General features: G+C 61.4%; 15 protein-coding genes. 7 read left to right on the forward strand and 8 right to left on the reverse strand.

The window, feature by feature from the left end:
* Window positions 1-11: 11 nt before the first annotated feature.
* Genes ACTG20_RS03390 through hemC form a run of 4 tightly spaced genes read right to left on the reverse strand, consistent with a single transcriptional unit; the run spans window position 12 to window position 3,892 of the window.
* The gene (locus tag ACTG20_RS03390) at window positions 12-1,175 is read right to left on the reverse strand and encodes a heme biosynthesis HemY N-terminal domain-containing protein (protein WP_194495615.1); all 1,164 of its coding nucleotides are present in this window, start codon (window positions 1,173-1,175) and stop codon (window positions 12-14) included.
* Window positions 1,176-1,185: 10 nt separating this feature from the next.
* Window positions 1,186-2,235 carry a uroporphyrinogen-III C-methyltransferase gene (locus ACTG20_RS03395; protein ID WP_194495614.1) on the reverse strand — a complete coding sequence of 350 codons (1,050 nt, stop codon included), beginning with the start codon at window positions 2,233-2,235 and terminating at the stop codon, window positions 1,186-1,188.
* Window positions 2,232-2,966 (reverse strand): uroporphyrinogen-III synthase, encoded by a 735-nt coding sequence (locus ACTG20_RS03400; protein WP_194495613.1) that lies wholly within the window; start codon window positions 2,964-2,966, stop codon window positions 2,232-2,234. Before ACTG20_RS03400 ends, ACTG20_RS03395 begins: the two co-directional genes overlap by 4 nt.
* Window positions 2,963-3,892: a hydroxymethylbilane synthase gene (gene hemC, locus ACTG20_RS03405; protein ID WP_156129256.1), complete on the reverse strand. Its 930-nt coding sequence runs from the start codon at window positions 3,890-3,892 to the stop codon at window positions 2,963-2,965. Before hemC ends, ACTG20_RS03400 begins: the two co-directional genes overlap by 4 nt.
* Before the next feature lie 323 nt (window positions 3,893-4,215).
* Here hemC and ACTG20_RS03410 point away from each other — a divergent pair, with 323 nt between their 5' ends.
* Entirely contained in the window at window positions 4,216-6,735 is a 2,520-nt protein-coding gene (locus ACTG20_RS03410) for a class I adenylate cyclase (RefSeq protein WP_439987454.1), read from the forward strand.
* 66 nt (window positions 6,736-6,801) lie between these two features.
* Here the strand turns inward: ACTG20_RS03410 and ACTG20_RS03415 are convergent, their stop codons facing one another.
* A complete protein-coding gene (locus ACTG20_RS03415; protein ID WP_439987455.1) occupies window positions 6,802-7,455 on the reverse strand; it encodes an alpha/beta hydrolase in 654 nt (217 codons plus the stop codon).
* On the reverse strand, window positions 7,452-7,766 hold the full coding sequence (gene cyaY / locus ACTG20_RS03420; RefSeq protein WP_421297364.1) for an iron donor protein CyaY: 315 nt from the start codon (window positions 7,764-7,766) through the stop codon (window positions 7,452-7,454). The genes ACTG20_RS03415 and cyaY overlap by 4 nt, the downstream gene beginning before the upstream one ends.
* 73 nt (window positions 7,767-7,839) lie before the next feature.
* Here cyaY and lptM point away from each other — a divergent pair, with 73 nt between their 5' ends.
* From lptM to ACTG20_RS03450, 6 genes are all read left to right on the forward strand, one after another.
* Window positions 7,840-8,016: an LPS translocon maturation chaperone LptM gene (gene lptM, locus ACTG20_RS03425; protein WP_074042653.1), complete on the forward strand. Its 177-nt coding sequence runs from the start codon at window positions 7,840-7,842 to the stop codon at window positions 8,014-8,016.
* Between the two features lie 32 nt (window positions 8,017-8,048).
* Complete coding sequence (lysA, locus tag ACTG20_RS03430; protein WP_439987456.1) at window positions 8,049-9,299, forward strand: diaminopimelate decarboxylase; 1,251 nt, start codon at window positions 8,049-8,051, stop codon at window positions 9,297-9,299.
* 173 nt (window positions 9,300-9,472) lie between these two features.
* The gene (dapF, locus tag ACTG20_RS03435; protein WP_005336371.1) at window positions 9,473-10,303 is read left to right on the forward strand and encodes a diaminopimelate epimerase; all 831 of its coding nucleotides are present in this window, start codon (window positions 9,473-9,475) and stop codon (window positions 10,301-10,303) included.
* A 91-nt stretch (window positions 10,304-10,394) separates the two neighbouring features.
* Complete coding sequence (locus ACTG20_RS03440) at window positions 10,395-11,075, forward strand: DUF484 family protein (protein WP_216947481.1); 681 nt, start codon at window positions 10,395-10,397, stop codon at window positions 11,073-11,075.
* Window positions 11,068-12,033: a tyrosine recombinase XerC gene (gene xerC, locus ACTG20_RS03445; protein ID WP_194495610.1), complete on the forward strand. Its 966-nt coding sequence runs from the start codon at window positions 11,068-11,070 to the stop codon at window positions 12,031-12,033. Before ACTG20_RS03440 ends, xerC begins: the two co-directional genes overlap by 8 nt.
* Window positions 12,034-12,065: 32 nt before the next feature.
* On the forward strand, window positions 12,066-12,776 hold the full coding sequence (locus ACTG20_RS03450) for an HAD-IA family hydrolase (RefSeq protein WP_139747778.1): 711 nt from the start codon (window positions 12,066-12,068) through the stop codon (window positions 12,774-12,776).
* 76 nt (window positions 12,777-12,852) lie between these two features.
* Here the strand turns inward: ACTG20_RS03450 and ACTG20_RS03455 are convergent, their stop codons facing one another.
* Window positions 12,853-13,251, reverse strand: coding sequence for an STY0301 family protein (locus ACTG20_RS03455; protein WP_194495609.1), 399 nt, complete (start codon window positions 13,249-13,251; stop codon window positions 12,853-12,855).
* Window positions 13,252-13,296: 45 nt separating this feature from the next.
* Window positions 13,297-14,823, reverse strand: a complete 1,527-nt coding sequence (locus ACTG20_RS03460) for a mechanosensitive ion channel family protein (RefSeq protein ID WP_194495608.1) — start codon at window positions 14,821-14,823, stop codon at window positions 13,297-13,299.
* Window positions 14,824-14,964: the final 141 nt, after the last annotated feature.

A 14,964-nucleotide genomic window follows, 5' to 3' on the forward strand; every position in this document is an offset into this window, starting at 1 on the left:
TTTGCCGGGGATCAGACTCCCGCCAGTTCCAGTGCCTGACGATAGTACTCGTTGGCCTTGTTGGTAAGGCGGCGCTTGTCCATCAGCTGGCCGAGGGCGTGGTAGGCGGCGGCGCTCGGCGCCCGCTCCACCTCCTGCTCCAGCAGCTTCTGGGCATCATCCAGTTGGCCTGCCAGCAGATAGAGCTGGGCCAGTGCGGTGTCCACCTCCGGTTGCCCCTGCTGTTTTTGCAGCAGCGCCAGCAGCGGCTGGTAGCTGTCGAGTTTCAGCTTGGGCAGGCGAGTCAGCAATTGGGGTAGCGGCTGTTTGCGCAGCGCCTCCTGCCACAGGGTGGCGGCCTCGCCATCGGCACCCAGCTGGCGCAGCAGATCGCCGTAGCAGGCTAGCAGTTCCGGCTCGAGGCGTAGCTTGCGCGGCAGATCCTGCCACACCGCCTTGAGGGTTTCGAGGCTGCCGGCAGCCTGTTGCAGGCGACCACACCAAGCCTGTTGCAGCAGATCTTCTTCCTGTTTCGGGGTCAGCTTGCCCACCTTGTGCAGCGCCGGGATCAGGTCGCACAGGGCCGCCCAGTCGTGGCGGGCCAGATGCACCTGACGCAACTGGTCCAGCACCATGGGGTGGCGCGGGTTGAGGGCGTAGACCGACTCCAGCATCGCCAGCGCGGTATCGTACTGGCCCTGCTCGATCTGCAGCTGGGTCTGGGTCAGGGTGAGCGCCAGCTCGGCTTTGGGATTCTCCTCCTGCGCTTTTTGCAGGTATTGATCCCGGCGGGCGTCGTCACCACGGGCCTGCGCTGCCTTGGCGGCGCTCAGGTAGTTGAGCAGCGGAGTGTCGCTGTTGCTGGCCCCCTTGATCAGCAGCTTTTCGGCCTGACTGTAGTGCCCTTCGGCCATTGCCAGGGTGGCGGCGACGGTCTGTTGATTGGCCTTGCGGCGGCGGCGCGAGCCGTACCAGCCGAGGGTCTTGCGGCGCAGGCCGAATACCCGACCCAGCAGCCACTCGACGATCAGCAGGGCGCCGTAGAACAGCACGGCCAGGATCACCGCGCTGGTGACGGAGGATTCGATGGTGTAATTGCCAAGGGCAATCAGCACATAGCCCTTGTTACCGGAGGCTTGCGGGCCAAAGATCAGCCCTGCGACCATCACGGCAACCAGAATGATTATACGGATCATGGTGCCCTCCTCAGCTGCTGGCCAGAATGCGTTGCAGGCGTTCGGTCAGCACCTGCTCCAGCATGGCCTGGGTCTTGAACTGGGCCGGATAGTCGATCTGGATCTGCTCACCCTTGAGTTTGTCGATCTCGCCCTGCATGTAGCGGGTGGCGCTGTTGTCGGTATCGAAATACTGGGTCAGCCAGCGTTGGGCCTTGTCCAGGCTGTCTTCGTAGAGCGCCTGCTGCTCGCGATAGACGGAGAGCTGGGCCTGCAACAGCTTGGTCTTGAGGTTTTCACGCAGGAAGATCTCCTGCTGCGGCGAGAGCAGCGCCTCCACGGCGCCATCGCGGCGACGGATGGTGACGAAGTTCTCGGTGAACTTGACCCAGTTTTTCTTCAGGTTGCTCTCCCACTCGTCGGGATTGGTGCTGACCGCCTGATCCGGCTCGGTTTTGGCTTCCGGCATGCTGACGGTGGAGAGGGGCAGCAGCTCGATCTGGTCGGACAGGGCAGCCAGCTTGAGGGTCAGCCCCTCGCGGTCGATGCGCGGCATGCCCTTGAGCTTGGCGATATCCTCGGCCAGCGCCTTGCGGATCGGCATCAGGCTGGGGTCGTTGAGGGCGGCGATGCGCTCGTCAGCATTGCCGAGCAGGGTGATGGCGGAGACGAGGTCATGCTCCAGCCACAGTTTGCGGCCCGCCATCCGAACCAGATACTCGGATTCGGCCAGCATCCAGTCGTTGGGGCGCTTGTCATTCAGATCCAGTACCCGGTTCTGCAGACCCTGCATCTCCCCCTGCAGTCGCTGCTGGGTTTGATCCAGTGCGGCCAGCTGCTCGGCATCCTTGCTGCTGGTCTGGTCGATCTTGCTCAGGGCGCTCGCCAGCTGCTGCTTGAGCTGGGCCAGTTCGGCCTGCTGGGCCACGGCGTTCTTGTGACCGTGCAGATAGAGGCCGCCGGTCAGGCCAAGGGCCAGCAGGATGGCGACCCCTCCCAGTACGGCACCGGAGCGGCTCTTGCTGCCATCGACCACAGCGGTCGGCTGGGGTTTGACCTGGGATTCTTGTTGTTCTGTCATTCCATCTTCCTCAGTTCCAGTGCGGCCGTCAGGGCCTGGTTGGATGCACCTTGGGCAATCGTGATATGGATAAAGCCCGCGGAGTGGGCCATCTCGGCCACGCGCGGGCTGGGGACCACCAGCAGGCGGTCAAAAAGCCAGGGCCGCTGGCTGGTGGGAACCAGCTCCAGCAGCCGTTGCAGCAGTTCACCACTGGTAATGAGCAGGCTGTCCAGCCCCGCTGCCTGCCAGTGGTGGGTCAATCTGTCCCCGTCTAGCTCGGGGTAGTGGCGCTCATAGGCCGCACAATAGTGCACCAGAGCACCGCGTGAGGCCAGCGTGCTGGCGATGAGATCCCGCCCGCCATTGCCGCGCAGGATCACTACCCGTTTGCCTGCTACCTGCTGCAGGGCGGGCAGGGCCAGCAGTCCTTCGCTACGCGGGTCATCCGGGCAACTTGCCGTGATGTCGATGGCGGCAAACGCATCTGCGCTGGCCTGACCCACCGCAAAGTACTCAATATGTGGCCAGGTCTGACCAGTTTGCAACAGAAAATCGTGTGCAAAATGAACGGCATGGATGCTGACGGCGATAACCGCGTCAGCACTGCGCAGCAGGTCGGGCAGGAGAGGGAGTTCGCTGCCCGCCACGGTTTCCAGCAGCGGGCAGCAGAGCGGTGCATGACCGTGCTGGCGCAGCAACTGCACCAGCTCGGCGGCCTGGGCGGCCGGACGCACCACCAGCGGGGTCATGCGCGGTAGACCTCGGCCAGGATCTCGTCGGCACCGGCGGCCAGCAGGCGCTGGGCCAGTTGCTCGCCGAGGGCCTCACCATCGGCCAGCGGACCGCGGATCTCGTCACGAATCACCTGGCTGCCATCCGGGCTACCCACCAGACCGCGCAGCCAGATCTGCTCACCTTCGACCAGTGCGTAGGCACCGATAGGCACCTGACATCCCCCTTGCAGGGCGCGATTCATGGCGCGCTCGGTCAGCACCCGGGCGCGGGTCTCGGCGTGCTCCAGCGGCGCCAGCAGGGCGTGCAGTTCTACATCGTCGAGGCGGCATTCGATGCCGACAGCCCCCTGACCGTTGGCGGGCAGGCTCTGCTCCGGCTCGATAAAGGCGGTGATGCGCTGCGCCATCTCCAGTCGTTTCAGACCGGCGGCGGCGAGGATGATGGCGTCGTACTCACCGGCATCCAGTTTGGCGAGGCGAGTGTTGACGTTGCCACGCAGGTCGCGGATCACCAGATCCGGGCGGGCGGCGCGCAACTGGCACTGGCGGCGCAGGCTGGAGGTGCCGACCACGGCCCCTTGCGGCAGCTCGGCAATGGCCTTGAAACGGTTGGAAACGAAGGCATCGCGGGGATCTTCCCGCTCGCAGATGGTGTGCAGACCGAGCCCCTCGGGGAACTCCACCGGCACATCTTTCATGGAGTGAACGGCGATGTCGGCCCGTCCTTCCAGCATGGCGGTCTCCAGCTCCTTGACGAACAACCCCTTGCCACCGACCTTGGCCAGCGGGGTATCGAGGATCTTGTCACCCTGAGTGCTCATGGGCACCAGTTCGACCTGCAACTGCGGGTGCAGGGCTTCGAGCCGGTCTTTGACAAAGTTGGCCTGCCACAGGGCCAGCGGGCTCTTGCGAGTGGCAATTTTCAGGGTTCGGGCTGCCATATCAATCAGTTGTTTCATTTTTAGAAGGAAATCGATATTACCACCCTTTGCCCGGGCTTTCATGGCGGAGCCGGCAAAAGCGGGGCCAAGCTCAAAAATGCATGCTGAAAATGATTTTCATTAAGCAAGATGTGTTGATTAATTCATTGAATGTATTGGAATTTAATGATTTCCCCTGATACTTGATGTGGTCATACCAGAAATAATCTGGCGTTTAGCTGAAGGCTTGTTTACCACCGCTGTTTGCATTGTTAACATGATCACACTTTTTTGACGTATCCCCCTTTTGGTGCGTCATTTTCACTTAGGTGATAGGCAGGGCATTGCAGGAACACATCGATACGCTGGTTGCGCGTTATGACGATATTACCCGTCTCAAGACGCAACGGGCGTTAGGCCTCATGAGTCGCTATGGGCAGCAGGTATTCCAACTGCTGCCTGTCATGCTGCACTTCAATCATCCCCTGCTGCCCGGTTATGTCTCCGGTGATGTCCCTCATGGTATCTGGAGCTTCAGCGCCACTGCCGAACAGCAAGCCTTTATCGATGACCTCTGCCGCAACGCCAACTGCCAGAGCGGTCTGGCAACCCATGATCGAGCCATTCAGGGGCTCTACTCCATGGGCAGCACCTCCTCCATCGGTCAATGCTGTCACTCCGATCTCGATATCTGGGTCTGCCACGTGGCCGGTTTGTCGCAGGAGCGGCTCGATCTGCTGGAGCTGAAGTGCCAGCAACTCTCCAAGTGGGCCGAACAGCGCGGGGTCGATCTCAACTTCTTCCTGATCCCGGAAGACAAGTTCCGCCAGACCAACGATGCCCAGATGCAGGGGGAGAGCTGCGGTAGTGCCCAGCACCTGCTGCTACTCGACGAGTTCTACCGCAGTGCCATGCATATCGCGGGTAAACGCTTGGTCTGGTATCTGGTGCCCACCGAATGTGATGATCACTACGATGAGTATGTGAACGAGCTGTTCGAGAGCGGCACGCTCAAGCAGGATGACTGGCTCGATCTGGGCAGTTTCGACCGTATTCCGGCCGAAGAGTATTTCGGTTCAGCTCTGTGGCAGCTCTACAAGGGGATCGACTCCCCCTACAAGGCGGTGCTCAAGTCGGTGCTGATGGAAGCCTACTCCCACGAGTATCCCAATACCCGCCTGCTGTCGATGATTGGTCGCGACTGGTTCCAGCACAACGAGGGGATGCACTACCGGCTCGACAACTACTGTCTGATGCTGGACAAGGTGACCAACTACCTCAAGTCCATCGGCGATATGGCGCGGCTCGATCTGGTGCGCCGCTGCTTCTACCTCAAGGTGTGTGACGGTCTCAGCAATCCCAAGGATGATCACTCCCCCGAGTGGCGCCGCGAGCAGATGAGCCAGCTGGTCTCCTACTGGGGCTGGAGTCAGGACAAACTCTATCAACTCGATCATCGCCATGAGTGGAAGATCGAAGAGGTGAAGATCGCTCACGCCGAGCTGCTGGAAGCCCTGATGCAGAGCTACCGCAATCTGATCCAGTTCGCCCGCCGCAACAACATCAGCGAGTCGATCAACCCGGAAGATATCGGCATTCTGTCGCGCAAGCTCTATGCCGCTTTCGAGAGCCTGCCGGGCAAGGTGCAGCGGGTTAACCTCAAGATAGCGCCGGATCTGAGCGAGCCGGATCTCAGCTTCGTGCAGGTGCCACACGGTCGCCTCAACCGCGCCGGCTGGTATCTCTACAAACATTCGCTGGAGCCGGTGGACATCATTGGCCGTGCACCGCTCGAGTTCAACGGTTACATCAGCAAGCTGGTCTCCTGGGCCTATTTCAACGATCTGCTGACGCCCCAGTCGCGGGTGCATCTGTTCAATCAGGGGTCGGATCTGCACATCGACAATCTGCACCAGTTCTGTCGCGATCTCTCCGGTTGCTTCCCCGAGAAGTACCCGCTGGCCACCAACCTGGCCCTCAGTCGGCCGTGCGAAATTCGCCAGCTCTCCATCTTCCTCAATCTGGAGATGGACCCGACCAGCCATTGGGTCGGTCAGGTGATCGAATTTGACGCCAATACCGTGGATGTTTTTTCGTTCGGCCGCAATCAGGAGTGTCTGGTGGGCTCGGTGGATCTGGTCTACCGCAACTCCTGGAGCGAGATCCGCACCCTGCACTTCCAGGGGGATGAAGCCGTGGTCGATGCCCTCACCACCATCCTCGGCAAGATGCATCAGGATGCCGCCGCCCCCGAGATGATCGAGGTGTTCTGCTACAGCCAGCACTTCCGCTCTCTGGTGCGCTCCCGTTTCCAGACCCTGGTGGCGGAGTGTATCGACCTGCGCCTCGCCCGCGACAAACAGCAGCTGGTCAAGACCATGGCCCTTGGCCGGGAGAAGTACGGCATCTTCTTCGAGCGGCGCGGGGTCTCGGTGAAGAAGCTGGAAAACGCCATCGATTTTTACCGTCACATCTCCCACAACAAGCTGGATCACCTGCCGCTGCGGCTCGACAAGACCCACAGCCAGCATCTGCCGAGCATCGTCGATGCCTACGCCAGCGAAGGCTTGGTGCAGTTCTTCTTCGATACCCGGGATGCGGGCACCAACATCTATATCCTCGATGAGGCGAACCGGGTGGAGATCTACCAGCACTTTGCCGGCAACAAGGATGAGCTGGTGGCGGGGGTCAACCGCTTCTACACCTCCAATCATGAGCGGTTCAGCGATGATGGGCAGTTCATCAACTTCAACCTGCCGCAGTACTACGAGATAGTACAAGTGAATGGCGAGCTGGATGTGATCCCCTATCGCAGTCAGGGCACTCTGCGCGAACAGGTGCCGCCCACTCGGGAAGTGGGCTGACCCGCCAGTTGGAATCGCCATAAAAAACGGCCTGCAGATGCAGGCCGTTTGCTTTATCGGGGTAGCTCAGGCGCCGAGGCGGGCCAGCAGCCAACTGCGAATGTCGCCCAGCTGCGGACGGCAGATCTCGTGACGCATCGGGTACTCGTGCCACTCGGGGGCGAGCCCGGCAGCTTCAAGCCGGTTCTTGGCATCCCAACCGAGCGACAGGCTCACCACATCGTCGTAGATGCCGTGCATGTAGCAGATGGGCAGGGCGCGAGCAGCCTCGCTCATCTCGCCGAGCAGCTTGTCGGGGGCGGCCAGATAGGTGGACATGCAGAGCAGGCCCGCCAGCGTTGTTTGATAGCGCAGCGCGGTGAAGGAGGCAATCACCCCGCCCTGAGAGAAGCCCGCAAGCACGATGCGTTCGGGGGCAAACCCGTCGGCCACCAGCTCATCGAGCAATGCGGTAATCTGGTCGGCTGATTCACGGACATGGGACTCCACTGCCCGCTCGGCGGGATCCTCGAAGCTCCTGATGTCGTACCAGCCGCGCATCTTGTAGCCCATGTTGATGGTGATGGGGCGCTCGGGGGCATCCGGCAGCAGGTGACGCACCGGTAGCTCGGCGGGCAGATCCAGCGCATCCACCAGCGGGGCGAGACCGGCGCCGGAATCACCCAGCCCGTGTAGCCAGATCACCGCATGACGGGCGCCCTGCGGGTGCAGGTCGATCATGGGAACACCACCTCTTCGTCCGCCTGGGCGGTGCAGGATTGGCTCAGCAGCGCCTTGAGCTCGTGGCCGAAGCGGTTGTCGATCCAGGTGTCACCCTGCAGTTCGAAGTGGAAGCCGTTCTCGCGGGTGGCGACCCAAATCTGGTGCAGTGGCTCCTGCTTGTTGATGATGACCTTGGTCTTGTTCTCGAAAGAGAGGGTCAATACGCCGCCGTTGCGTTCGCAGTCGATATCCGGATACCCCTCGTCGAGCGTGTCTTCCACATATTGGAAAAAGGCGTCGGTCAGGGCGTGATACTCGTGATCCTTCATCGGTTTATCCTGTTGCTTTTAACAATGTGAGTGCGATTATAGAGGGCCAAAAATTTTTTCGCAGCGAACCATTATGATCACTCAGTTCACCAAGTGTCTGCTTGCCACTCTTCTGTCCCTCGGGTTGGCCGCGTGCGGTCTGAAGGGGCCGCTCTATATGCCGCCCCCCGAGCAGCCACAGAGCCAGAGTACACCGCAAGCAGTACCGCCTGCGACCACTGAGGCTGCCACCGAGGCCGCGCCGCACTAATGCCGCACCCATTCTAGGAAGGAACCGCCCCCTTGGATCACTTTAACTACGACGCCGCCGGCCAGCTTCAGGCCGAGCAAACCTCGCTGCAACAGCTTGCCGAGCAGTACGGTACCCCGCTTTACGTCTACTCCCGTGCGACCCTCGAGCGTCACTGGCACGCCTTCGACAAGGCTGCTGGCGATATTCCCCATCTGATCTGCTATGCGGTGAAGGCCAACTCCAATCTGGCGCTGCTCAACCTGCTGGCCCGTCTGGGCTCGGGGTTTGACATCGTCTCCGGTGGCGAGCTGTCGCGGGTGCTGGCGGCGGGTGGTGATCCGGGCAAGGTGGTCTTCTCCGGGGTAGCCAAGAGCGAAGCGGAGATGCGCCTTGCGCTGGATAAAGAGATCCTCTGCTTCAATCTGGAGTCGGAAGCCGAGCTGGAGCGCCTCAATCGGGTGGCGGGCAGCATGGGCAAGAAGGCTCGCATCTCGGTGCGGGTCAATCCGGATATCGATGCCGGTACTCACCCCTATATCTCCACTGGTCTCAAGCAGAACAAGTTCGGCATTCCCATCGAGCTGGCGCCCGCCATCTATCGCAAGGCGGCCGCGATGGAACATATCGAGATTGTCGGGGTGGATTGCCATATCGGCTCGCAACTCACTGAATTGAATCCCTTTATGGAAGCGGCTGACAAGCTGCTGCGGCTTATCGACGGTCTGGCGGCGGAAGGCATTCATATCCACCATCTGGACGTGGGCGGTGGCCTTGGGGTCAACTACGGTTCCGAGCAGCCACCGCACCCGACCGAGTATGCCGAAGCGCTGAAGCAGAAGCTGGCGGGGCGGGATCTGACCCTGCTGTTCGAACCGGGCCGCGCCATCGTCGCCAATGCCGGCGTATTGTTGACCCGGGTTGAGTATCTGAAGCCGGGCGAGACCCGCAACTTCGCGCTGATCGATGCCGGCATGAACGACATGCTGCGCCCCTCTCTCTATGGCGCCTGGATGAACATCATCGAGGTGGATAGCCGTGCCGGTCATGCTCCCGCGCTCTATGACGTGGTGGGCCCGGTGTGCGAGACCGGCGACTTCCTCGGCAAGGAGCGCACCCTGGCCATCGCCGAGGGCTCCCTGCTGGCAGTGCGTTCGGCCGGAGCCTACGGCTTTACCATGTCATCCAACTACAACACCCGTCCGCGCGCAGCCGAAGTGCTGGTGGATGGTGCCGAAGCACACCTGATCCGCGAGCGTGAGCAGTTGGCCGATCTCTGGCGCGGTGAGCACCTGCTGCCCTGATGGCGCAGGCTGGGACAATGATTTCATAAAGGTTGACGGTGAGTTTTTACAGCCCTGACAGCACAGGAATGCACGATGTGGACAGATTGTTCCAGGATGCATGGGGCTGTGGCCAATGACTTCATAGTGGTTGATGGTGAGTATTTACAGCCCTAACAGCACAGGAATGCACGATGTTGATAGATTTTTCCAAGATGCATGGCTTGGGCAACGACTTCATGGTGGTGGATGGCGTCACCCAGAAGGTATTTTTCAGCAATGACGTCATCAAGAAGCTGGCAGATCGCCACTTCGGGATCGGCTTTGACCAGCTGCTGCTGGTCGAACCGCCCTATGACCCTGAACTCGACTTTCACTATCGCATTTTCAATGCCGATGGCAGCGAGGTGGAGCAGTGCGGCAACGGTGCCCGCTGTTTTGCCCGTTTCGTGCGTCTCAAGGGGCTGATAAACCGGGATCGCATCGCGGTCAGTACCGCCCGGGGTCGCATCGTGTTGCAGCTGGAGGGGGAGAATCAGGTCACGGTCAACATGGGGGTTCCCCAGTTTGAGCCGGGCAAGATCCCGTTCCGGGCCCAGAAGGCAGAGAAAACCTATCTGCTGCGGGCCCAGGAGCATACCGTGATGTGTGGCGTGGTCTCCATGGGCAATCCCCACTGCGTCATTGAGGTGCCTTCGGTCGCCGATGCGCCGGTCGAGACGCTGGGTGCCATCATGGAGCGCCACGAGCGTTTTCCCGAGCGGGTCAACGTCGGTTTCATGGAGATGGTTAATGCCACCGAGATCAAGCTGCGTGTATTCGAGCGGGGCTGTGGCGAGACCCTGGCCTGCGGCACCGGTGCCTGTGCGGCGGCAGTAATTGGCATCAGTCAGGGCAAGCTCAAGGAGCGGGTCACCGTCAGTCTGCCGGGCGGCAAGCTGACCATCGCCTGGAAGGGGCCGGGCCAGCCGGTCTATATGACAGGCCCCGCCGAGCATGTGTTTGACGGCCAGATAGAGGTTTAGCCGATAAAGGTTCAGGTACGGGGGGCGTTGGCCCCCTTTGCCCATGATGTCGGGGCAGCGAGCCCCATTTCTCTGATGGATCAACCAATTTATGAGCGAACTCAAACGGCAGGAGCAATCGGTGGATGAAGCCACTGTGCTGGAGTACCTGGCCCGTTATCCCGAGTTTTTCCAACGCCATGCCGCCGTGCTGGACCGGATCCGCATTCCCCATGAACGCAAAGGGTCGGTCTCGCTGGTCGAGCGCCAGCTGGAGCGTCAGCGCGAGCGGATCGAACAGCTGGAGCAGGAGATCACCGAATTGATGGGGATCGCCAGCGAGAACGAGCGGATCTTCCGGGTCTATGCCGATCTCTACGGCGAGCTGTACGGCTGCCAGACCCTGTTCGAGGTGAGTGCCGTGATGGGCAAGGCCTTTGTCCAGCGGCTGCGCCTGACCGGGCTGCGACTCTGGCTCAACCCCAAGAAGTTTGCTCTGAGCGGGCCCGAGCAGCGTTTTTTGGCACAGGGCAAGCAGCTGGAATCCCTGCTGGGTCAGCGTCTGCCGGGGCAGGATTACTACTTTGGCCGCCTGAGCCAGAGCGAGAAGCAGGCGCTGTTTGGCCACGATGTGCTGGTCAACTCGGTGGCCCTGATGCGGCTCGGCGATCTCGGTGTGCTGGCCTTCGCCAGCTCGGATCCCGGCCACTTTACTCCCCACAACGACACCCTGCTGCTGGGCCAACTGGGGCGCCTGCTGCAACTGCGTCTGCCCGAGTTGATTCATGGCTAGAACACCGGCCAAGGCACCCGTCGTCGCACCGCCACTGCCCGCGGCACTGGCGGACGAGCTGGCGGCCTTTATCGAATACCTGAGGGTCGAGCGTCAGCTCAGCCCTCATACCCGCAATAACTATCAAGCCCATCTGGAGGCGATGACTGCCGAGTTGGTGGCCCTCGGGCTCACTGATTGGGGTCGGCTCGAGGCGAGTCAGGTGCGCACTCTGGTGACCCGGATGCACAAGGGGGGCCTTGCTCCTCGTTCCCTTTCCACCAAGGTCTCTGCCCTGCGCAGCTTTTGCGACTGGCAGGTGCGGCAGGGGCGGCTGACCGCCAATCCGGCCCGTGGCATCGTCACCCCCAAACAGGGGCGGCCGCTGCCGAAAAACCTCGATGTGGACGAGATGCACCAGCTGCTCAACATCACCGACGAGCAGGATCCGCTGGCGGTGCGGGATCGCGCCATCATGGAGCTGATGTACTCTTCAGGGCTGCGTCTGGCCGAGCTGGTGGGGATCAATCTGGTGGATCTGAAGCTCGACGACCGCCAGCTCAAGGTGACCGGCAAGGGCTCGCGGGAGCGGGTGCTGCCCATCGGCCGGATGGCGGTCGAGTGGCTGCAGAAGTGGCTCAAGGTGCGCCCGCTGCTGGCCGGGGATGAGAGCGAGGCGCTGTTTGTCTCCAGCCGCAAGCAGCGGCTGTCGGCCCGCTCGGTGCAGGCCCGCCTCGATGGCTGGGGCAACAAGCAGGCGCTCAACGCCCACGTCCATCCCCACAAGCTGCGCCACAGCTTCGCCACCCATATGCTGGAGTCTTCCGGCGATCTCCGGGCGGTTCAGGAGCTGCTGGGACATGCCGACCTCTCCACCACCCAGATCTATACCCACCTCGACTTCCAGCATCTGGCCAAGGTCTACGACAGCGCTCACCCAAGGGCCAAGCGTGACCCGGATGCACAGGACGATGAATAACGGGCCCTGAGCCCCGTTGCAGAGGAGAGTCCATGCACTTCTATCGCCGCTGGCAGCCGGTTGCTGCCATCTCGTTTGACCTCGATGACACCCTCTATGACAACGGCCCCGCCATCGTGCGCGCCGAGCAGTGGATGCTGAGCCATCTGCGCAGCGAATATCTGGCCACCGCCATGCTCGACAAGCCGCGCTGGCTGGAGTTAAAACGCACCGTGTTGCTGGCCAGGCCCGAGCTGCGCCACGATGTCAGTCTGGCGCGCCAGCAGACCATCCGCGCCGCTATGGTGGCGGGGGGCATGGCTGACCAGCAGGCCAGTCGTGAGGCGGAGCAGGTGTTTGCTGCGTTTCTGGCAGAGCGCTCGAAGATCGAGGTGAGCGAGTCAACCCATCATCTGCTGGCCAGATTGGCCGAACGCTATCCGCTGGTGGTCATCACCAACGGCAATCTGGATCTGGTTCAGGCAGGGCTGGATCGCTACTTCACGCTGGTCTGCAAGGCGGGGGCGGGCGCCAGAATGAAACCGGCACCGGATATGTTTGAGCAGACCCGCAGCACCCTCAAGCTGCCAGCAGAGCGGATCCTCCATGTGGGGGATCATCCCGAGACCGATGTACTGGGTGCCCGCTTGCACGGCTTTCGCGCTGCCTGGCTCAACGAGCGGCAACAACCGTGGCAACAGCTGCAACTGTTGCCGGACGTTGAGCTGACGGCACTGGAGGAGTTGGCCGAGCTGCTGCTCTGATGGCGCTGGCGGGTGGCCCGGCTTAGGCGGTAATGGCTGTCAGCGAATAGCGATATATGGCAAGGGATTACGCCCGCTATTTGCGACAAACCAGCCCGAGCAGGGTGTAGCGATCGCGCTGGTTGACGCGGCAGTAGCTGATGCCGACGGGCAGCGCCTGCTGCAGGGTGATGGCGCTGTTCTGATAGCGGCAGACCAGATAGAGGGGGCGCAGGCTGCTATCGAGCTGGCTCCAGTAGTGGATCTCGTCGCTGTCGCCATTATCCGGTTTGAGTTGTGCCAGTTCGGCAGGATCTCCGTCGAACAGGGCCAGATTATCGAGCCGGTGACTGAGGGTTTCGTCCGGTTTGCCATCGTCATGGCGGGTGAACGCCTGCCAGCCCTGCTGCGGGGTCAGCAGCTGTTGGCGAGTCTCTATGGTGGCGGGACAATCAAATTGCAGGCTGGCGGCAAGGGCCAGGGTAGTCAGTAACATGGCTGCGGTTCTCTCTTCACGTCCTCAATACGATGCCATGCTACGTCATCTTCCGCCGAACAGCTTCATCAGTTTATCAAGCAGATCAAGCTGCTGTGGTGGTTGCTTCATGGCTTCCGCCTCCCGCTCCAGCAGGGCCCGCTGCTCCTGCTGGCGGTCGCTCAGCACCCGGTAGAGGGGCTCGACCAGCGCCTCGCGCTGCATCACCAACTCCTGAAACATTGCCTGATTGATGCGATAGGTTTCGACGGTGGCCACCGCCCGCACCGTGAAGGAGCTGGGCTCGCCGGTGAGCAGGCTCAGTTCGCCAAAGAAGTCTCCTGCGTTGAGCGTACCAAGCTTCAGCTCTCGTCCCTCGACATTGACCACCATCTCGGCCTCCCCTTTGACCAGCACGAACAGCCAGCTGGAGACATCCCCTTGCTCCAGCATGATGTCGCCGCTGACGAAGGGGGCGAACTTCACCTGATCGGCCAGCTGGAGCAGCTCGTTCTCCTGCAACATGGCAAACAGCGGCAGCTTGCGCAGGGTATCGGTTCGTTCGGCGGTGTGGCGCTTGTGGCGGGCATCCAGATGCTGCTTCTCCTTGGCCATAAAGACGTTGAAGATCGGCGGGGTGAGGCGGCGATCGTTGCGGCGCAGGGCGGCATCGATCAGGCTGCGCACCATGGAGTCGGTCGGATCGTCGCGAGCCAGGTCAGTGAGCCAGTAGCGCACTGCATAGCGGGCAATCCCTCCTTCGACGTTCATCAGCAGGCAGTCCGGTTGCGGATGCTTGGCGACACAGGGGAGCTTGGTCTCCCGCAGGGATTTCTCGATCAGCGCGATGATCTGGGTCGGCAGGGTATCCAGGGTCAGATCGAACCAGACCCAGCGCCGCCACTGCAAGGGTTCGCCACGGCGGCGCCCGAGCACGGTGAAGCGCTGTTTGAGCAGGTGGCTGTTGGGGATGACGACAGTCTCCCAGTTGCGGGTCTCGATGGTGGTGGCACGCCAGTTGATCTCCACCACCCGGCCCTGGGTGGTGTCGACTTGCAGCCAGTCACCGATGGCGATGGAGTTGTCGAGCTGAATGGAGACCCCGGCCAGCAGGTTGCCAAGGGTGTCCTGCATGGCGAAGGCGATGACCGCGGTGATGACCGCCGAGGTGGTGACTATCTCCCCGAGCGCCATGCCGGAGGCGTAGAGGCGAAACAGACCCCAGCCGATATAGCCGATGGTGATGACGATATCGGCGATGATCCGCGGGATCCGCACATGGCAGAGGGGGAGCAGAAACTCGAACAGCAGGATCCCCCATATCTTGACCAGTATCAGGCCAGCCAGCAGGGTGGAGATCTCGATCAGCAATTGATGGGGCAGCGGCAGTTTGAACCAGCCCCCTTCCAGCTGGATCAGCAGGATCACCACCGCGCTAATCATCACGAAACTGAGCTCGGAGAGCAGCTCCCGTCGCTGTCCCGGACGGCGCCAGAAGTGGACCAGCATCAGGGATAGGGTGAGCAAGGTCCAGAACGGGTGTTCGCCAATCCAGATCAGCGTCGGTAGCGCGGTGAGGTTTTCGCCAGCCATAGCAGCACCTTATTGTGGTTTTATTTCCAGCATAGCTGCTGCGACGCGGGGAAATGGTGCGTTGGGGCGGCAATTTATTTATCCTGTGCAGAACCGGGCAAAGGAGTGCGATTGAGTGAAATTTTCAAAGAAAATCATCTG

Origin of the sequence: Aeromonas sp. 84A, from assembly GCF_051919345.1 — a bacterium.
Classification (GTDB): Bacteria; Pseudomonadota; Gammaproteobacteria; order Enterobacterales; family Aeromonadaceae; genus Aeromonas; species Aeromonas veronii.

What these genes read in the sequence shown, in the direction of transcription:
- ACTG20_RS03440 (WP_216947481.1), top strand. Translation starts at nt 10,395, where the DNA reads ATGAGCGAACTCAAACGGCAGGAGCAATCGGTGGATGAAGCCACTGTG.
- lptM (WP_074042653.1), top strand. Translation starts at nt 7,840, where the DNA reads ATGATCACTCAGTTCACCAAGTGTCTGCTTGCCACTCTTCTGTCCCTC.
- ACTG20_RS03460 (WP_194495608.1), bottom strand. Translation starts at nt 14,823, where the DNA reads ATGGCTGGCGAAAACCTCACCGCGCTACCGACGCTGATCTGGATTGGC.
- ACTG20_RS03450 (WP_139747778.1), top strand. Translation starts at nt 12,066, where the DNA reads ATGCACTTCTATCGCCGCTGGCAGCCGGTTGCTGCCATCTCGTTTGAC.
- ACTG20_RS03455 (WP_194495609.1), bottom strand. Translation starts at nt 13,251, where the DNA reads ATGTTACTGACTACCCTGGCCCTTGCCGCCAGCCTGCAATTTGATTGT.
- cyaY (WP_421297364.1), bottom strand. Translation starts at nt 7,766, where the DNA reads ATGAAGGATCACGAGTATCACGCCCTGACCGACGCCTTTTTCCAATAT.
- ACTG20_RS03395 (WP_194495614.1), bottom strand. Translation starts at nt 2,235, where the DNA reads ATGACAGAACAACAAGAATCCCAGGTCAAACCCCAGCCGACCGCTGTG.
- dapF (WP_005336371.1), top strand. Translation starts at nt 9,473, where the DNA reads ATGTTGATAGATTTTTCCAAGATGCATGGCTTGGGCAACGACTTCATG.
- ACTG20_RS03415 (WP_439987455.1), bottom strand. Translation starts at nt 7,455, where the DNA reads ATGATCGACCTGCACCCGCAGGGCGCCCGTCATGCGGTGATCTGGCTA.
- hemC (WP_156129256.1), bottom strand. Translation starts at nt 3,892, where the DNA reads ATGGCAGCCCGAACCCTGAAAATTGCCACTCGCAAGAGCCCGCTGGCC.
- ACTG20_RS03400 (WP_194495613.1), bottom strand. Translation starts at nt 2,966, where the DNA reads ATGACCCCGCTGGTGGTGCGTCCGGCCGCCCAGGCCGCCGAGCTGGTG.
- xerC (WP_194495610.1), top strand. Translation starts at nt 11,068, where the DNA reads ATGGCTAGAACACCGGCCAAGGCACCCGTCGTCGCACCGCCACTGCCC.
- ACTG20_RS03390 (WP_194495615.1), bottom strand. Translation starts at nt 1,175, where the DNA reads ATGATCCGTATAATCATTCTGGTTGCCGTGATGGTCGCAGGGCTGATC.